Raw genomic sequence first — 18,135 nt, 5'->3', positions numbered from 1 at the left:
CGCGCCGTCGGCGGAACGCTCGAGCGCGATCGTCACCTCAGACCTCCCTCGTCTCGAAGTCGATCCGCGGATCGATCCAGGTGTAGGTGAGGTCGGAGAGCAGGTTCACGATGAGGCCGAGCAGCGAGAAGATGTAGAGCGTCGCGAACACCACCGCATAGTCGCGGTTGACGATCGACTCGAACGACAGGAGCCCGAGCCCGTCGAGCGAGAACACCGTCTCGATCAGCAGCGAGCCGGTGAAGAAGGCGTGGATGAAGGCGCCGGGAAAGCCCGCGATGACGATCAGCATGGCGTTGCGGAAGACATGCCCGTAGAGCACCTGCCGCTCGCTCAGGCCCTTCATGCGCGCCGTCAGGACGTACTGCTTGCGGATCTCGTCCAGGAACGAGTTCTTGGTCAGCAGCGTCGAGGTGGCGAAGGCGCCGAGCGCCATCGACAGGATCGGCAGCGCGATGTGGCGGGCGTAGTCCGCGACCTGCGCGTACCAGGGCAGCTGCCAGAAGTTCTCCGAGGTCAGCCCGCGCAGCGGGAAGAACGGGAAGAACGACGACCCCTCGCCGAACAGCACGATCAGCAGGATGGCGAACAGGAAGCCCGGGATGGCGTAGCCGATGATGACGACGCCGGAGGTCCAGGTGTCGAACGGCGTGCCGTCCTTCACCGCCTTGCGGATGCCGAGCGGGATCGAGATGGCGTAGGACAGCAGTGTCATCCACAGCCCGAGCGAAATGGAGACGGGCAGCTTCTCCTTGATCAGTTGCACCACCGGCACGTCGCGGAAGTAGCTCTTGCCGAAGTCGAAGCGCAGGTAGTTCCACAGCATCACGACGAAGCGCTCGGCGGGCGGCTTGTCGAAGCCGAACTGCGCCTCCAGCTGCTTGACGAAGGCGGGGTCGAGCCCCTGCGCGCCCCGGTACTTCGACGTCGTCTCGGCCGCGTTGCCGCCAGGCTGCATCTGCTGGCCGCCGGCGAAGTCGCCGCCGCCGCCCGCGATGCGGGAGGTGGCCGAGGCGTCGTTGCCCTGCAGCTGCGCCAGCACGCGCTCAACCGGCCCGCCGGGGGCGAACTGCACGATGACGAACGAGATGAGCATGATCCCGAACAGGGTCGGGATCATCAGCAGGATGCGGCGCGCGATGTAGGCGACCATCAAGCCTTTCCGATTCGCTTGGCCTTCGCCTCGTCATACCACCATGTGGCCGGCGCGCCGCGATCGTAGCGCGGCTTCACCGGGGGACGGCCGAACATGTCCCAGTAGGCGAGCCAGTGCTCGGCCTTGAACCACATCGGGATCCAGTAACGCCCGGCACGCAGCACGCGGTCCAGTGCCCGGCAGGCGGTGACAAGCTCGGCCCGGGTCGCCGACGTGAGCGCGGCGTCGATCAGCGCGTCCACGGCCGGATCGCGCACGCCGGCGATGTTGGACGAGCCTTCCACCGTCGCCGTGCGGGAGCCGAACATGGTGCGCAGGCCCTCGTCGGGGGTCATGCCCATGCTGGTGCGACGGGTGATGACGTCGAAGTCGAAGGCATCGACCCGGCGCTGGTACTGGGCGGCATCGACGACCCGGTAGCGTGCCTCGATGCCGATCAGCTTCATGTTCTTGATCAGCGTCGAGGTGTGCGGCTCCAGCGCACCTGAGAAGTCGAGGAACTCGATCTCGAACGGCTTGCCGGAGGGCAGGCGCATCACGTTGCCCTCCCGGCGGCATCCAGCCTCGCGCAGCAGCGTGTCGGCACGGCGCAGCAGGTTGCGGTCCTGCCCGCTGCCGTCGCTCGCCGGGGGAACAAAGGGGTCGCCGAAGACCTCGTCCGGCACCTTGCCGCGCCACGGCTCCAGCAGCTTCAGTTCCTCCGGGGAGGGCTTCCCGGCGGCTTTCATGTCGGAGTTCTCGAAGAACGAGGTCGTGCGCTGGTAGGACCGGAACATCAGGTTGACGTTCGTCCATTCGAAGTCGAACAGGTAGTTGAGCCCGTCACGGACGCGGCGGTCGGCGAACTGCTCCCGCCGCGTGTTGAACCACCAGCCCTGCGTCCCCGACGGCGTCTCGTCCGGGATCGTCTCGCGCTTCACGCGGCCTTCGCGCACGGCCGGAAAATCGTAGCTGTTGGCCCAGTCGCGCGAGGTGAACTCCTCGCGGAAGGTGAAGGAGCCGGCCTTGAAGCCTTCGAGCGCCACCTGCCGGTCACGGTAATACTCGTAGCGGATGCGGTCGAAGTTGTTCACACCCACGTTCACCGGCAGGTCGCGGCCCCAGTAGTCCGGGTTGCGGGTGAACTCGATGAACCGGCCCTGCTCGAAGCGGCCCACCTTGTAGGCACCGGACCCGAGAGGCGCCTCCAGCGTGGACTCCTCGAAGGGGCGCGCCGTGTAATAGGGCTTCGAGAAGATCGGCAGGCCTGCCACCAGCAATGGCAGGTTGCGCGAACGGCCCCTGTCGTAGCGCACGGTGACGACGCCGGCCTCCGTGACCTCGGCGCCCGCCACGAAGCGGAGCGCCTGCGAGAAGGCGGGATGGCCCTTCTGCTTGAGGAGCATGATGGAGAAGGCCACGTCCTCGGCCGTCAGGGGCGAGCCGTCGCTGAAGCGCGCCTGCGGCCGGATGCGCCAGCTGTGCGACAGGCCGTCCGGCGCCGCCCGCACCGCTTCGGCGACGAGGCCGTACATTGCGTCCGGCTCGTCCAGCGCGCGCGCCATCAGGCTGTCGAAGGTGAGCGGCATGCCCGCCGCGCCGTCGCCCTTCAGCACGAAGATGTTCAGGGTGTTGAAGGTGTCGAAGGCCTGGTTGCCGGTCGTCGACGAGATCTGCAGCGCCACCGCGCCGGCCTTGGGCGCCGCGGGATCGACGTAGTCGAAGCGCTGGAAGCCGGCGGCGTATTTCAGCTCGCCGAATCCGGACATCCCGTGCGACCAGTCCGCGGTCGCCTGCGCCATCCCGCGGCGGGGCCAGAGCGCGGCGGCCGCGGCGGCGGCGCCCCACACGATCGCGGAACGCCGGGAGATCGGCATCGGGTCGTCGGCGTGCGTCACCTGGGGCTCCTCAGCGGGCGGATCCGGTCTTCTTCGCGAGTTCCGCGTCCCACCACCAGATGGTGGGGAAGGCCGGCGCGGAATACTTCGGCATCGGGTCAGGACGCCCGAAGCGGTTCCAGCGGACGGTGCGCGTGTAGGGGTAGGTCCACTGCGGCACGACGAACTGGTGGGCGAGCAGCACCCGGTCCAGCGCCTTCGTGGCGGCCACGAGCTCCTCGCGGTCCTTGGCGAAGATGATCCGGTCGATCAGGGCGTCGATGCCGGCGTCCTTGATGCCCAGCACGTTGCGCGAGCCCGGCGTGCCGGCGGCGCGCGAGCCCCAGAAGTCGCGCTGCTCATTGCCGGGCGAGAGCGACTGCGCCCACAGCTCCGTCGTCACGTCGAAGTCGAAGTCGCGCATGCGGTTTTCGTACTGCGACGGATCGACGACGCGCAGCGAGACGCCGATGCCGAGCCGCTCCAGCGACGGCTTGTAGAAGAGGACGTAGCGCTCCGTCGTCGGGTCGAAGCCGAGGAACTCGACCGTCAGGTGCTCGCCTGTCCTGGCGTTCACGCGCTTGCCGTTGCGGATCTCCCAGCCCGCCTCCTTCAGAAGCCGGTCGGCCTCGCGCAAGTTCTCGCGCACCGCGTTGGGGTTGCCGGCGACGGGATTGGTGTAGGGCGTGGTGAAGACCTCGGCGGGGACCTTGTCCTTCACGCTCTCGAGGATCTCCTTCTCCTTGCCTTCCGGCAGGCCGGAGGACGCCAGCTCGGTGCCCTCGAAGTAGCTGTCGATGCGCTGGTACTGGCCGAAGAAGATCTGCTTGTTCATCTCCTCGAAGTCGAAGGCGAAGTTGAACGCCCGCCGCACCCGCGGGTCCTGGAACTTGGCTCGCCGCAGGTTGAATGCGAAGGCCTGCATGCGGCCGCTGGCGCGTTCGGCGAACTCTTCCTTGACCACCTTGCCGTCCTTCACGGCAGGAAAATCGTAGGCCGTGGCCCAGTTCTTGGCGCTGTTCTCGATGCGGAAGTCGTACTGGTCGCCCTTCAGCGCCTCCACGAGGACGGTGCTGTCGCGGTAGTACTCGAAGCGCATCTCGTCGAAGTTGTTGGTCCCCACCCGGACCGGGATGGACTTGCCCCAATAGTCGGGAACCCGCTCGTAGACGGCATTGCGCTGCGCGTCGAAGCCCTTCAGGCGGTAGGGGCCCGACCCCATCGGCGGCTCCAGCGTCGTCTGCCGGATGTCGCGCTTGCGCCCGTCGGGCGCCGTGCCCTCCCACCAGTGCTTCGGCAGGATGGTGAGCTGGCCGACGATCTGCGGCAGCTCGCGGTTGCCGGGCTGGTCGAAGGTGAATGTCACCTCGCGTTCCCCGGTCTTCTCGGCCTTCACCACGTGCTGGAAGTAGAACGCATACATCGGGCTGTTGGCCTTGTAGGCGTCCAGCGAGAAGATGACGTCCTCGGGCGTGACCGGCTTGCCGTCGTGCCAGCGGGCCTCGGCGCGCAGCCGGTAGGTGACGGAGGAGTAGTCGGGGGGATGCCGCATGGCCTCGGCCAGCAGGCCGTAGGCGGTGGAGACTTCGTCGAGGGACTGGTCCGTGAGTTGCTCGTAGACGAGCCCCACCCCGGCCTCGATCTGGCCCTTCACCCCGGCGACGACGGGATTGAAGTTGTCGAAGGCGCCCTGGCGGGCGAGACGGGCCGTGCCGCCCTTGGGTGCGTTCGGGTTGACGTAGTCGAAGGCCTTGAAGTCCGGGGCGTAGCGGGGCTCACCCATCAGCGACAGCGCATGCCGCCACGGATCCTGCTGGGCGACAGCGGGACCGGCGCCGACCAGCCCGACCCAGAACGCGGCGGCCACCACCGCCCGAAACCGTGAACCCGTCATCGCGACCCTCCGGCACCGCCTCGCACGGCGCAACCAAGGGTCGGATTATGTCGCTTTTTCGGTCCCGGGCCAGCGGACGCCGGGCGCCGGGCATGAAAAAGGCCGGGGTGTCCCCGGCCTTCGCGTCATCCTCGCGGGAGGGTGATCAGGGCTTCGGCAGCTCGGCCGGCGTGTCGGCCAGCGTGCGCAGGTACGCCAGGATGTCGGCGCGGCGGTCCGCCTCCTTCAGGCCGGCGTAGCCCATGGCGGTGCCGGGCATGTAGCCCTTCGGGTTGGCGATGAACTGGTCAAGCGCGTCGAAGGTCCACTTCTCGCCCTTCGCGGTGCGCTCCTGCATCGCCGCCGAGTACTTGAAGCCCTCGTGCGTACCCTTGGCGATGTTGACGACGTTCCACAGGCCCGGGCCGATCTTGTTGGGGCCGCCCTTCTCGAAGGCGTGGCAGGACGCGCAGGCCTTGGCTGCGGCCTGGCCCTTGGCGGCGTCGGCCTTGGCGAGACGCACAGGCAGCGGCTCCGCCGTCGCGGCGGCCGGCGCAGCGGCGGCGGCAGGGGCTTCCTCGCCCGCAGGCAGCGCGTAACCGGCAACGATCGTGTGGGGACGCGCGAAGATGATGTCGCCGACGATCCCGAGCCCCATGAGGAACAGCAGGCTGCCGAGCACGGCACCGGCGATCTTGTTGAACTCGAAGGAATCCATCCCGAACATCAGTCTCTCCGACCCCATCGTCCGCCGGGACCCGCGACGGAGCCGGCACCGGGCTCTTGGCCCAAAGGACAGGCTCCCCGCGTCTTCTCCGCCGGGCGGCGACTGATTACCCGCTTTGCCGCGTCCTTGGCAACTCGTATAAGCACCCTCGCCATTGATACTTTTTGCCGCCTTCGCGGCTGAGATCGCACCGATGTCGGATCCCGTCGTCCTCGTTCCCGCCCGGATGGCCTCCACGCGCCTGCCGGGAAAGCCACTCGCGGACATCCTCGGCGAGCCGATGATCGTCCACGTCTGGCGCCGCGCCGTGGAGGCGGGGCTCGGCCCCGTCGTGGTTGCCACGGACGAGCCGGGCATCGTCCAGGCGATCGAGGCCGTGGGCGGAATCGCGGTGATGACGCGAGCGGACCACCCCTCCGGCTCGGACCGGATCTTCGAGGCGGTGGAGCTGTTCGACCCCGAGGGGCGGCACGACGTTGTGGTCAACGTGCAGGGTGACCTGCCCACGATCGACCCCGCGGCTGTGCAAGCCTCGATCCTGCCACTCGCCAACCCGGCGGTCGACATCGCCACGATCGCGGTCGAAATCACCCGCATCGAGGAGCGGACCGACCCGAACGTGGTCAAGATCATCGGCTCGCCGACGCTGCCGGGGCAGATGCGGGCCATCTATTTCACGCGGGCCACGGCGCCGTCGGGCGACGGCCCGCTCTACCACCACATCGGCCTCTACGCGTACCGGCGCCGTGCGCTGGCGCGGTTCGTCGGCCTGCCGCCGTCCACCCTGGAGAAGCGCGAGCGGCTGGAGCAGCTGCGCGCCATCGAGGACGGCATGCGGATCGACGTGGCGATGGTGGACGACGTTCCGCTGGGCGTCGACACGCCCCACGACCTCGACAGGGCCCGCGCCATCCTCGCCGCGCGCCGCAAAGGACACTGACATGCCCGACAGACCGAAGGTGATCGCCTACCAGGGCGAGCCCGGAGCCAATTCCCACATCGCCTGCCGCGACGTGTATCCCGACTGGGAACCCCTGCCCTGCGCGACCTTCGAGGACGCGTTCGCGGCCATCAAGGACGGCGTCGCCGGCCTCGGGATGATCCCGATCGAGAACTCGATCGCCGGACGCGTGGCGGACATCCACCATTTCCTGCCGGCCTCCGGCCTCCACATCATCGGCGAGTACTTCCTCCCGATCCATTTCCAGCTGCTCGCGCTCAAGGGCGCCTCGCTGGCGACGATCAAGTCGGTCTACAGCCACGTCCACGCGCTGGGGCAGTGCCGCAAGATCATCCGCAAGCTGGGGTTGAAGCCGATCATCACGGGCGACACCGCGGGCTCGGCCCGCGAGGTGGCGGAGTGGAACGACCCGACCCGGGCGTCGCTCGCGACAAGCCTCGCCGCCGAGATCTACGGCCTGCAGACCCTCGCGACGGACGTGGAGGACGAGGCGCACAACACGACCCGCTTCGTCGTGCTGTCGAAGACCCCGGCCTGGGCACCGAATGACGGCAGCCCGACGGTGACGACATTCCTGTTCCGCGTCCGCAACGTGCCGGCGGCGCTCTACAAGGCGCTGGGCGGCTTCGCCACCAACGGCGTGAACATGACCAAGCTCGAGAGCTACATGGTCGACGGCGAGTTCTCGGCCACGCAGTTCCTCGCCGACGTCGACGGCCACCCGGAAGACCGGAGCCTGCGACTGGCGCTGGAGGAACTCGCCTTCTTCTCCAAGGAAGTGCGCGTCCTCGGCGTCTATCCGGCGCATCCCTACCGGGTGGAGAGCCAGAAGGCGGCAGAGTAGCGCCCGCGCGTCAGGGCTCTTCGCCGTCGAACGCCCACGCGCGCATCAGGCCATTGGCGATGGCGATGGGCGGCGGGCAGATGAGGCCGCCGGGGTGGCGCCGCTCGATCATGAGGCGCACCTCGTCGCGCGAGAACCAGCGCGCGTCCTCGAGCTCGTTGTGGTCGACGGTCAGGTCGTCCGCCGTCGCCTCTGCAAGGCAGCCGATCATCAGCGACGCCGGGAAGGGCCAAGGCTGCGACGCCAGGTAGCGGACGCGCCCCGTCGCCACCCCTGCTTCCTCGAACAGTTCGCGCCGCACCGCGTTTTCCAGCGTCTCTCCTGGCTCGATGAAGCCGGCGAGGCAGGAATAGCTCCCCGTGACGAAGCGGGCCTGCCGGCCCAGAACGCAGCGGTCGCCGCGGACAGCGAGCATGATCGCAACCGGGTCCGTGCGCGGGAAATGCTGCGCGCCGCAGCCCGTGCATTCCCGCCGCCAGCCCTGGGCCGCCACAGCGGACGGCTGGCCGCAGACGGAGCAGAACCGGTGGCGCTGGTGCCAGAACAGCAGGCTCTTGGCCTGCGCGAGCCGGCCGAGCGTCTCGGGCGGCAGGAGGCCCTGCACGGCCAGCGTGCGCAGGTCGATCCGCGCGATGTCGGCGCGTCCCTGGTCGGAATCCGCCGCGGGGGCGTCGAGGACGGAAGCAAAGACGGGCGTCTCACCGTCGAGCCCGAGGAAGACGCTTTCCCGGCCCTGGCCCAGGTCGGCAGCCTCGGCGAGCGTCCACAAGGGATCGAGCACGTTGTCATGCTGCCGCAGGACGGGGACCTCGCCCGCGATCACCAGCGTCCTTGCCGCCGGTGATGTGCGATAGGCGTCCATGCGAGCGGCGTCGTCGCGGTGCTCGGCGAGCCGGTCGAGGCTGTTGACCGCGTAGCCGAGGCTGGCCGACCGTTCCACGGCGGCGCTCACGGCCGGACCTCCGCGATGTTGCCGAGGCCGACGGCGATTCGCGCCTTCAGCGAGTCGAGTTCCGCCGGCTCGTAAGGGATCGGCGGGGCGAAGCCGAATACGGGCTTGGGCCAGGCCTCGTCGCTTTCGTAGCGGGCGACGAGGTGGACGTGGAGTTGCGGCACCATGTTGCCGATGGCCGCGACGTTGAGCTTGTCCGGGCGGAACATCTCCCGCAACAGGTTGCAGGCCGCCGTGATCTCGCGCAGCAGCACGATCTGCTCGGTTTCCGGCAGGTCGATGATCTCCCGGAGCCCCGAGCGGCGGGGGATGAGCATCAGCCACGGAAAGCGGCGGTTGTTCATCAGCATGACGCGCGAGAGGGCCAGGTCGCCGACGAGAACGCTCTCGCGGGCGAGTTGCGGGTGAAGGGAGAAGGAGGCGGGCTGTCCTGTCATGGGCGCGAGGCTAGTGCAGCGCCCGGCGGATGGCGAGGGAGAAACCGGCAACCCAGACAGGCGACCGGCGAAACGCGGCGGCCGACCATGACGCCGGGATCGATCCAGCCCCCCGCCGCACTGACGCCGCTTGTCATCGGCCGGTGCATCGACGATATAGGGTCCGGGAGGTTGGCGGTGGACGTTCCACTCGCCAACCGGGTCAGGTCCGGAAGGAAGCAGCCCTAACGAGATCGGGCGGGTCTCTGTCCAGCCTCCCACCGTGCGACCGCCCGGCAACCGCGCCGGAGCATGGCCGCGGCCCGGGTCGACGCACATCACTCGCGATTCGGGCTCGATGACCGACGAAGCCGCCCTCTTCCCGTCTCAGCCCGCCACCGGCGCGGGCGCGCAGCCTGCCGGCGCGGCGGGCTACCGGGTGCTGGCGCGCAAGTACCGGCCGCAAACCTTCGATGACCTCGTCGGGCAGGACGCGATGGTGCGGACGCTGCGCAACGCGTTCTCGTCGGGCCGCATCCCGCAGGCGTGGATCCTCACAGGCGTCCGCGGCGTGGGAAAGACGACCACGGCCCGCATCCTGGCCCGTGGGTTGAACTACCTCCTCCCCGACGGCTCCGGCGGACCGACCGTCGACATGCCCGTTGAGGGAGTGCACTGCCGCGCGATCATGGAATCGCGGCACGTCGACGTGCTCGAGATGGATGCCGCGTCCCACACCGGCATCGAGGACGTGAAGCAGATCACCGACGGCGTGCGCTACGCTCCGGCCTCGGCGCGTTACAAGGTCTACATCATCGACGAGGTCCACATGCTCTCGGAGAAGGCGTTCAACGCCTTCCTGAAGACGCTCGAGGAGCCGCCGCCCCACGCCAAGTTCATCTTCGCCACGACGGAGATCCGCAAGGTGCCGGTGACGATCCTGTCCCGGTGCCAGCGCTTCGACCTGCGCCGCATCGACGCCCCGCTCCTGGTGGCGCATCTCGGCCGGATCTGTGAGCGCGAGGGCGTGAGTATCGAGCCGGAGGCGCTGGCGATGATCGCGCGGGCGGCGGAAGGCTCGGCCCGCGATTCGCTGTCGCTGCTCGACCAGGCCATCGCGCACGGGGCCGGCCGGATCGACGCGGAGACGGTCCGCACGATGCTCGGCCTCGCCGACCGCGGGCGCGTGATCGACCTCTTCGATGCCGTGATCCGCGGGGACGTGGCGCGGGCGATGGCGGAGCTGCGCGACCAGTACGACATCGGCGCCGACCCGGCGGTGGTGCTCACCGACCTCGCCGAGTTCACCCACCTCGTGACGCGCCTGAAGCTGGTCCCCGCTGCGGCGGACGATCCGGCGCTCACCGAGACGGAGCGTCGGCGCGGGCAGGAGTTCAGCGGCCTGTCGATCCGCGTGCTGTCGCGCTGCTGGCAGATGCTGACCAAGGGCATTTCCGAGGTTCAGGGCTCGCCGAAGCCGCTCGCCGCGGCGGAGATGGTGCTCATCCGCCTGGCGCACGCCGCCGACCTGCCGACGCCGGACGATCTCATTCGGCAGTTGCAGTCCGGGCAGTTCAACGCATCGGCGGGTGCCGCTGCTCCCCCGCCGGCCCCCGGCCCCGGGCCATCGGCCCGCGCAGTGGCCGGCGGCCTGCACGTGGCCACGCGCTGCGAGCCGCAGGTGGCTGCCTCGGCTGCGCCGCAGCCAGCCGCCGCCCCGGCGGCCCCTGCCATGCGTCTCGCCCGCTTCGAGGATCTCGTCGCGCTCGCTGGCGAGCAGCGCGACATCGCCATGAAGCTCGCGCTGGAGCGCGACGTGCGGCTGGTGCGCTTCGAGGACGGGCGGCTGGAGTTCGCCGCCGCCGACGGCGCGTCGCCACAGCTCGCGTCGGAGTTGTCCAAGAGGCTGGCGGAGTGGACCGGCCGCCGCTGGATCGTGGCGTTGTCGTCGGACGCGGGCCAGCCGACGCTGCGCGAGCAGGCCGAGGCGCAGGCCCGCGACCGGCTCGCCGGCATCCGCTCCGATCCGCTCGTCCGCGCCGTGCTGGAGCGTTTTCCCGGCGCCGAGATCGTCGACGTCCGGGACACGACGGCGCCCGCCCCAGCCTCGCGACCTGCGTCGGACGACGACGATCCGCCGCCGCCCGACGAGTATCCCGCCGGCTACGGCGACGACGAGTTCGACGGCTTCGAACCCCTTCCCTGACCGCAGCGCAGGAGCCTCCGCGTGAAAGACATCATGGGCATGATGAAGAAGGTCCAGGAGATGCAGGCCAAGATGGCCTCGCTCCAGGCCGAGCTCGACGAGATCGAGGTCGAGGGCGCCGCCGGCGGCGGCATGGTGAAGGTCGTCACCTCCGCCAAGGGTGCGGTGAAGTCCGTCACCATCGACGACAGCCTGATGAAGCCCGAGGAGAAGGACATCCTCGAGGACCTGCTCGTGGCCGCCATGAACGACGCCCGGACGAAGGCGGATCGCACGGCGCAGGAGCGCATGTCGTCGCTGACGGCAGGCCTGCCGATCCCGCCCGGCCTGAAACTGTTCTGAGGTCGGTACCAGCTCCATGGCGTCCGTCGCCGGTCCCGAGATTGAACGGCTGATCCAGCTTCTGGCCCGGCTCCCGGGCCTCGGGCCCCGCTCGGCACGCCGCGCCGCGCTGCACCTCATCAAGAAGCGCGAGCAGCTGCTCGGCCCGCTCTCTGAGGCGATGCGGGTGGCGACGGAGCGGATCGTCGTCTGCTCCAGTTGCGGCAACGTCGACACCAGCGACCCGTGCACGCTGTGCGCCGACCCGCGGCGCGACGCCTCGATCATCGTCGTCGTGGAGGACGTGTCGGACCTGTGGGCGCTGGAGCGGGCGCAGGCGATCCGCGCGCGCTACCACGTGCTCGGCGGCACGCTTTCGGCCCTCGACGGCGTCGGGCCCAAGGATCTCTCCATCGACCGGCTCGTCGCCCGCGTGGCGGAGGGCGGCGTGACGGAGGTCATCCTCGCGCTCAACGCCACAGTCGACGGCCAGACGACCGCCCACTACGTCACCGATCTCCTCGCGCCGCTGGGGGTCAAGGTGACGCGCCTCGCCCATGGGGTGCCCGTGGGCGGGGAGCTCGACTATCTCGACGAGGGCACGCTCTCCGCGGCCCTTCGGCAGCGCACGGCAATCTGACGCCCGCGCGGCTCAGTCGCCGATGGCGACGCCCTCGCGGCGGGAGTCCGCACCGCCGATGAACCCCTCCGGCGTGACGACGATGGCCTGGATGCCGGACGTCATCTCGACCATGCGGACCTCGTGCCCGCGGGCCTCGAGCGCCGCCTTCCATCCCTGCGCCTCGGTGCCGGCCTCGAGTTCGGTCGGCCCGTTGCGGCTGAGCACGTTGGGCAGGTCGACCGCCTGTTGCGGATCGAGCTTCCAGTCGAGGAGGCCGACGAGGGTCTTGGTCACGAAGCCGATGATCTGGCTGCCGCCGGGCGACCCGACCACCGCGTAGAGCCGCCCGAAGGCGTCCAGCACTACGGTCGGTGCCATGGAGCTGCGCGGCCGCTTGCCGGGCTCCACCCGGTTGGCGACCGGCTTGCCGTCCTCGGTCGGCGCGAAGTTGAAGTCGGTGAGCTCGTTGTTCAGCAGGAAGCCGGATTTCGTCATCAGCCGCGCGCCGAAGCCGTCCTCGATGGTCGTCGTCATGGAGACGGCGTTCATGTCGTTGTCGATGATGGCGATATGCGACGTGCCGTTCTCGATCCCGTCTGCAGGCGCGTAGAGGAAGGTGCGCTTCTGCGGGGGCTCGCCGGCCCTGGCGCGTCCCATCGAGCGCTCGGGGTTCACCAGCGCGGCACGGCCCGCGACGTAGCCGCTGTCGACGAGGCCCGCCACCGGCACCGGCACGAAGGCCGGGTCGCCGAGGTAGAGCGCGCGGTCGGCGAAGGCGAGGCGGCCCGCCTCCGTCAGCCAGTGCGCGGCATCGGGGCCGGGCTTCAGCTTGATGGCGGGCTGGCTCTGCAGGATTCCCATGATCTGCTGCACGGCGACGGCGCCGGAACTGGGAGGCCCCATGCCGCACAGCGTGAAGGCCCGATAGGCGCCGCACACGGGCGTGCGCTCGACGACGGAATATGATGCGAGATCCTCCAGCGTCATGTCGCCCGGGTTGGTCGCGTGCGAGCGGACGGTCTCGACGATGTCGGCGGCGATGTCGCCCTGGTAGTAGGCGTCCATGCCCTTGGCCGCGATCAGGCGCAGCGTGGCCGCAAAGGCGGGGTTGCGCAGGACCGTGCCGACCGCGAGAGGAGTGCCGTCCGCATTGTAGTAGAGGGCGCGGGCGCGCGGGTCGTTGGCGAGGAACTTCTCCTTGCCGAGCAGGCCGTTGAGCCGCGGCGAGACGGGGAAACCCTGCTCGGCCAGCCGGATGGCGGGCTCGAACAGCTTCTCCCAGTGCAGCTTGCCCCACCGCCGATGCGCCTCCTCGAGAAGCCGCGGCGTCCCCGGGACGCCGACGGAGAGGCCCCCGACGACGGCGTCGTAGAACTTCATCGGCTTGCCGTCGGCGCCCAGGAACCGTTCGGGCTTGGCTGCCCTGGGCGCCACCTCGCGGCCGTCGAGCGTCGAGACGGAACGCCCGGCCTGATCCCAGTGCACCATGAAGGCGCCGCCGCCGAGGCCGGAGCTCTGCGGCTCGACCAGATTGAGCACCAGCTGGACGGCGATGGCGGCGTCGACGGCGCTGCCTCCGGCCCGCAGGATCTCGCGCCCGGCCTCGGCCGCCAGCGGGTTGGCGGCGGCGACCATGTAGCGGGTCGCCTCGCCGCGGACCTTGACGGAGCGGCCGGTCGCGGCCTCCGGCGAAGGGGCGGCCGGAGCCGCTGTCTGCGCGTGGGCCGGCATGGCGAGGAGGGTTGCTGCGGCAAAGGCGGCCGCGGCGAGCCGCAGGCGGGCCGGGCGAACGGCGACGATCATGGCAGAGCCTCCCAGGACTTGGCCGAGCCTACGCGACATCCGGCCGCGGTGTCAGGTCCTGCCGAAGCGAATCTGCGTGAAGGCGCGAGGGCCCGCCGACAGCCGTCACGCGGCCCGCTTCACCGCCTCGTCCGCGGTCAGCGCCGTCTCGGGCGTCCCGGAGACGATCAGCTCCAGCACCTCCTGCTCGGTGGTGTGGCGAATGTAGCGGTCGCCGACGTTCTCGCCGCGCTTCAGCACCATGACCCGGTCCCCGACCTCGAAGATGTCGGTGAGGCGATGCGAGATGATGATCTGCGCGACGCCCTGCCGCTTCAGTTCCGCCATCGTCTCGAGCAGGCGCTCGGTGGCCATGACAGAGAGGTTGGCGGTAGGCTCGTCGAAGATCACCACGCGTGGGTTGAACGAGATGGCGCGGGCGATGGCAACGGACTGCTGGCGCCCGCCCGACAGGCTCTCGACCTTCTGGAACACCGAGTTGACGTCGACCTTGAGGCGCTTCAGGACGGCCTGCGCCTCCTCGTACATGCGGGCGCGGTCGACGAACATGCCGAAGCGGCGGGGCCAGCGGCCGAGGAAGATGTTCTGGCCGATGTCCATGTTCCCGCAGAGCGCGAAGTCCTGGTAGATCATCTCGATCCCGACGTCGCGGCTCTCCTGCGGGCTCTTGAAATGCGTGAGCCTGCCGTCGACGAACACGTCGCCGCCGTCGCGCTGGTAGGCGCCGGTCATCGTCTTCATCAGGGTCGACTTGCCGGCGGAATTGTCGCCGACGAGGCCGAGGATCTCGCCCGGCATCAGGTGGAAGTTGACGTTGCGCAGCGCGTGCACGGCGCCGAAGTGCTTCTGGATGCCGCGCATCTCGACGATGGGCGTGGTCATGCGTGCGCTCCTTCCCGTCCCCGCCGCCCGAACAGGCGCGACAGGATTCGTTCCTGGCGGATCCAGATGTCGCCGATGACGGCGCCGATGAGGATCAGCCCGATGAAGACGTTCATCCAGTGCTGCGGCATCACGAAGCTCGAGCCGTCGGGCAGGATGATCTGCAGCGACAGCAGCGAGCGGATCAGCGTGATCGCCGCCGCGCCGGCCATCGCGCCGAGCACCGTGCCGTAGCCTCCGAAGATCGAGCCGCCGCCGATGATGACCGCGGCGATGCCGTCGAGCTCACGAAGTGCGCCGGCCGACGGGTTGAACGACCGGAAGTAGGCGACGTAGATGACGCCCGCGATGGACGCGCAGAAGGCCGAGAATACCAGCGACCAGAACCGGACGGCGCTGGTGTTGATACCCGCGTAGCGCGCGGCGCGCTCGTTGCCGCCCACCGCGTAGATCATCTGCCCCCAGACGGTGCGGGCCAGCACGATCCCGGCGACGAGGGCCAGCAGCGCCATGAACAGCGTCTGGACGCTGACGGCCTTGGCGATGGCGAGCATGAGCCCCGGCCCGGGGGCGGCGCCGACGTAGTCGAGCACCTCGAACAGGTTGCGGCCCATGAGGTTGTAGCTCTCCGGGAAGCCGGAGAGCTGGCGCCCCGCGACAAGCCACGCGCCGAGCCCGCGCGCAATGTAGAAGGTGCCGAGCGTCGCCACGAAGGCCGGGAGACCGAATCGCACCGTGAGCGCGCCGTTGACGACGCCGCACAGCGTCCCGCCGACGAGGGCGACGACCACCGCGACGAACGGGTCGGCGCCGAGCTCCTTCATCAGGAAGGCGGCGATGGCGCCCGAGAAGGCCAGCACCGAGCCGACGGAAAGGTCGACGTCGCCGTTGGCGATGACGTAGGTGAGGCCGATCGAAACCAGCGCGATCTCGGTGAATGCGAGCAGCAGGCTGAACGAGTTGTCGAGCGAGCCCCAGAAGTCCGGCCGCAGCGCGAAACCGACGCTCCACAGCACGACCGCGAGCATGATGGCCGCCGCGTCGCGTCGCGCGAGAAAGGCCCGCAACCCGGTGGCGCCCATGCCGCGGGCGTCGGTCGCGGCGCCCTTGGTCTGTGCGCCGACAATGGCCGCTTCGCCCCGGTCGGGCGCCGGCGGTGCGGGCCGCCCGCGCAGGCGCGCCCAGATGCGGGCAGCGCCGCCACCCTTGATGGCCCACGGCTCCAGCAGCACCGCGATCAACAGGATGAGGCCGAGAAAGGCCGGCACGGCGCCCGGCGGGAGCTGGGCGTAGGCCTGCACCTCCATCTTCACGCCGGCGACGTCGACGATGCGTGTGATCGGCACGCCCTCGCGCAGCACCTTGTCGATGAGCACGACCAGTGCCGCGCCCATGCAGGCGCCGATGACACGGCCCCGGCCACCGGCGATGGAGGCGCCGCCGACGATGACGGCGGCGATGACGATGAGCTCGGCTCCCTGCCCGTACTGGGAGGTGATGCCCTTGTCCTGCGCCACGTTCATCAGGCCGGCGAGCGTCGCCGTGAGCGCGGAGAAGAGGTAAGCGCGCATGCGCACCCACTTCGCCGGGATGCCCGCGTAAGTGGAGGCCTGCTCGTTGCCGCCGACGGCGTAGGTCTCGTAGCCCGTCCGCGTCTTGGCCAGCAGGACGGCGCCGAAGACCATCATCGCAAGGAAGATGAGGATCTGGTTGTTGAAGCCGAATGCGTTCGTCTCGCCGATGGAGAAGAACCACGGGTCGGCAACGGCCTTGCGCTCGTAGGCAATGGTCTTGCCGCCGGTGAGGCCGAGCACCAGACCTCGGCCGATGAACAGCATGGTCAGCGTGGCGATGAAGGCCGGCACCTTCAGCCGCGTGACGAGGATCCCGTTGATCAGCCCCACGGCGAGCCCGGTCACGACGGCGGCGAAGACCGCCCAGCCGATGCCGAGGTCGAGATGGGACGGGGCGTAGGCAATGGAGAAAACGGTGGCGACGAGGCCGAGGATCGATCCGACGGAGAGGTCGAGCTCCTTGTTGACGATGACGAACGTCATGCCGACGGCCATGACGCCGAAGCGGGCCGTGTCGCGGAGCACGGCCGAGAACGCGTCCGTCGTGCCGAAGAAGCCGGGGTTGATGTAGACCCCGACGAGGTACAGCAGGACCATGAAGACGAGGAGCCCGACCTCCCAGCCCCCGACCATCTGGAGCGGCAGGCGCCTGGGCGGGGTCGGTGCCGTGGGGGATGCGGCGAGGCTCGTCATTCAGGTCCCTTGGGTGTCCCGCCGGACGGGCGCGGAAGGGAAACGGGCGGCCGGAAGGCTCCGGCCGCCCGCATGAGGATCAGTTCTCGAAGCGCTTGCCGATCTTGTCGACGCTCTCCTTCGTCACGAGCTGGGCGCGCGTGTCGAGGTTGGCGGCGGAGATGCCGCGGTCGATCTGCAGGTAGAGCTGGGCGACCGGCCAGAAGCCCTGCAGGAAGGGCTGCTGCCCGAGTGAGCCCGAGAGCGCGCCCGTGCGGATCTGCTCCTGCTGCTTCGGGCCGAGATCGAAGCCGAAGGCGCAGATCTGGCCGTTCTTCTTGAGCTGGCTGATGGCGTCGCCCAGCGCCGGAGTGACGAAGCCGTTGGCGGCGAAGGCGCCGACGACGTCCTTGCGGCTCTCGATCAGCGTCACGACCGAGTTGACGATGTTGTCCTTGTCGACGTCGATGCCGATGTTCTGCGGGCCGGCGTCGACCTTGAAGTCCTTCAGGCGGCCGGCAGCGTTGAGCGCCTTCACGGCGGCCTGGAAGGCGGCGGTGATGCGGTTGTTCACCTCGACGTTGCCGAGCGTCGTGGTGTTCGGGAAGATGATCGTCCCGCCCTTGACGTTGTTCTTGATGAGGCACTGCACCAGCGCCTCGCCGCCGATGGCGGCGGCCGACGCGTCCTGCCCGGTGTGGGAGATGCCGGACCGGTTGAGCAGGTTGCCGTCGAACGAGTTCGTCGTGGCGACCGGAATGCCGCGCTCCGTCAGCTTCTTGATCATGTCGTTGTAGGCGCCCGACTGGGGCGTCGTCATGATGACGCCGTCGATGGTCGGGTCCTGGATGATCTGGTTGAGGATGGCGATCTGGCGCGGGATGTCGTCGACCGGCGCCTCGGAGCCCAGCATGATCAGGTTGATGCCGAAGGCCTTGGCCGCCACCTGCGCGCCGACATAGGTCGGGTCGAAGAAGCCGTTGCCCGCCGTGTGCGTGACGATGGCGAAGGTGAGCTTGCCGTCCTTGTTGTTGAAGTTCTTGGTGTCGGCGGCTTCCTTGGCGGCGTCGTCGAACGAATAGCCTCCGACGGCCTTGTTGAGGACGCCCGACTGGGCGTGGGCGGACAGGCTGAACAGCGAGATGCCGGCGGCGAGCGCCGCCAGACGCAGGGCATTCTTCATGGCTTCCTCCCGGATACGTTGGGTCGCCGCCGGATCGAGCCGGCCGCTGCGGCGAAGCTAAAGGGTCCAGCAGCAAAATCAATTGGG

15 protein-coding genes and 1 other RNA gene are annotated in these 18,135 nt (G+C 69.2%); 6 read left to right on the top strand and 10 right to left on the bottom strand.

The genetic code is table 11. The features are described from left to right. Positions 1-37 precede the first annotated feature (37 nt). From ACX9GQ_RS06795 to ACX9GQ_RS06780, 4 genes are all read right to left on the bottom strand, one after another. Complete coding sequence (locus tag ACX9GQ_RS06795) at positions 38-1,153, bottom strand: microcin C ABC transporter permease YejB (RefSeq protein WP_459628787.1); 1,116 nt, start codon at positions 1,151-1,153, stop codon at positions 38-40. After that, positions 1,153-3,012, bottom strand: a complete 1,860-nt coding sequence (locus ACX9GQ_RS06790) for an extracellular solute-binding protein (RefSeq protein ID WP_459628990.1) — start codon at positions 3,010-3,012, stop codon at positions 1,153-1,155. Before ACX9GQ_RS06790 ends, ACX9GQ_RS06795 begins: the two co-directional genes overlap by 1 nt. 31 nt (positions 3,013-3,043) lie before the next feature. After that, the gene (locus ACX9GQ_RS06785) at positions 3,044-4,906 is read right to left on the bottom strand and encodes an extracellular solute-binding protein (protein ID WP_459628786.1); all 1,863 of its coding nucleotides are present in this window, start codon (positions 4,904-4,906) and stop codon (positions 3,044-3,046) included. A gap of 145 nt (positions 4,907-5,051) precedes the next feature. Then, complete coding sequence (locus ACX9GQ_RS06780) at positions 5,052-5,612, bottom strand: c-type cytochrome (protein ID WP_459628785.1); 561 nt, start codon at positions 5,610-5,612, stop codon at positions 5,052-5,054. Positions 5,613-5,805: 193 nt separating this feature from the next. On the opposite strand from ACX9GQ_RS06780, the gene ACX9GQ_RS06775 reads away from it, so the two are divergent. Beyond that, positions 5,806-6,552 carry a 3-deoxy-manno-octulosonate cytidylyltransferase gene (locus tag ACX9GQ_RS06775; protein WP_459628784.1) on the top strand — a complete coding sequence of 249 codons (747 nt, stop codon included), beginning with the start codon at positions 5,806-5,808 and terminating at the stop codon, positions 6,550-6,552. A gap of 1 nt (position 6,553) precedes the next feature. Next, positions 6,554-7,417 carry a prephenate dehydratase gene (locus ACX9GQ_RS06770; protein ID WP_459628783.1) on the top strand — a complete coding sequence of 288 codons (864 nt, stop codon included), beginning with the start codon at positions 6,554-6,556 and terminating at the stop codon, positions 7,415-7,417. A gap of 10 nt (positions 7,418-7,427) precedes the next feature. On the opposite strand, the gene nudC is transcribed toward ACX9GQ_RS06770, so the two are convergent. Both nudC and ACX9GQ_RS06760 read right to left on the bottom strand, forming a co-directional pair. Further along, entirely contained in the window at positions 7,428-8,369 is a 942-nt protein-coding gene (nudC, locus tag ACX9GQ_RS06765) for an NAD(+) diphosphatase (protein ID WP_459628782.1), read from the bottom strand. Further along, positions 8,366-8,806 (bottom strand): HIT family protein, encoded by a 441-nt coding sequence (locus tag ACX9GQ_RS06760; RefSeq protein WP_459628781.1) that lies wholly within the window; start codon positions 8,804-8,806, stop codon positions 8,366-8,368. The genes nudC and ACX9GQ_RS06760 overlap by 4 nt, the downstream gene beginning before the upstream one ends. 165 nt (positions 8,807-8,971) lie before the next feature. On the opposite strand from ACX9GQ_RS06760, the gene ffs reads away from it, so the two are divergent. From ffs to recR, 4 genes are all read left to right on the top strand, one after another. Continuing rightward, positions 8,972-9,068: signal recognition particle sRNA small type (gene ffs, locus ACX9GQ_RS06755), an RNA gene on the top strand. 75 nt (positions 9,069-9,143) lie between these two features. After that, on the top strand, positions 9,144-10,991 hold the full coding sequence (locus ACX9GQ_RS06750; RefSeq protein WP_459628780.1) for a DNA polymerase III subunit gamma/tau: 1,848 nt from the start codon (positions 9,144-9,146) through the stop codon (positions 10,989-10,991). Positions 10,992-11,012: 21 nt separating this feature from the next. Next, entirely contained in the window at positions 11,013-11,333 is a 321-nt protein-coding gene (locus tag ACX9GQ_RS06745; RefSeq protein WP_459628779.1) for a YbaB/EbfC family nucleoid-associated protein, read from the top strand. Positions 11,334-11,349: 16 nt separating this feature from the next. After that, entirely contained in the window at positions 11,350-11,952 is a 603-nt protein-coding gene (gene recR, locus ACX9GQ_RS06740) for a recombination mediator RecR (protein WP_459628778.1), read from the top strand. 12 nt (positions 11,953-11,964) lie between these two features. On the opposite strand, the gene ggt is transcribed toward recR, so the two are convergent. From ggt to ACX9GQ_RS06720, 4 genes are all read right to left on the bottom strand, one after another. After that, complete coding sequence (gene ggt / locus ACX9GQ_RS06735) at positions 11,965-13,737, bottom strand: gamma-glutamyltransferase (protein ID WP_459628777.1); 1,773 nt, start codon at positions 13,735-13,737, stop codon at positions 11,965-11,967. Positions 13,738-13,842: 105 nt separating this feature from the next. Continuing rightward, positions 13,843-14,619: an ATP-binding cassette domain-containing protein gene (locus ACX9GQ_RS06730; RefSeq protein WP_459628776.1), complete on the bottom strand. Its 777-nt coding sequence runs from the start codon at positions 14,617-14,619 to the stop codon at positions 13,843-13,845. Continuing rightward, the gene (locus tag ACX9GQ_RS06725; protein WP_459628775.1) at positions 14,616-16,886 is read right to left on the bottom strand and encodes an ABC transporter permease; all 2,271 of its coding nucleotides are present in this window, start codon (positions 16,884-16,886) and stop codon (positions 14,616-14,618) included. The genes ACX9GQ_RS06730 and ACX9GQ_RS06725 overlap by 4 nt, the downstream gene beginning before the upstream one ends. 79 nt (positions 16,887-16,965) lie before the next feature. Continuing rightward, on the bottom strand, positions 16,966-18,048 hold the full coding sequence (locus tag ACX9GQ_RS06720) for a substrate-binding domain-containing protein (protein ID WP_459628774.1): 1,083 nt from the start codon (positions 18,046-18,048) through the stop codon (positions 16,966-16,968). Positions 18,049-18,135 lie beyond the last annotated feature (87 nt).

The organism is Alsobacter sp. R-9, from assembly GCF_054612375.1.
This window is presented reverse-complemented; position numbering and strand designations above follow the sequence as displayed.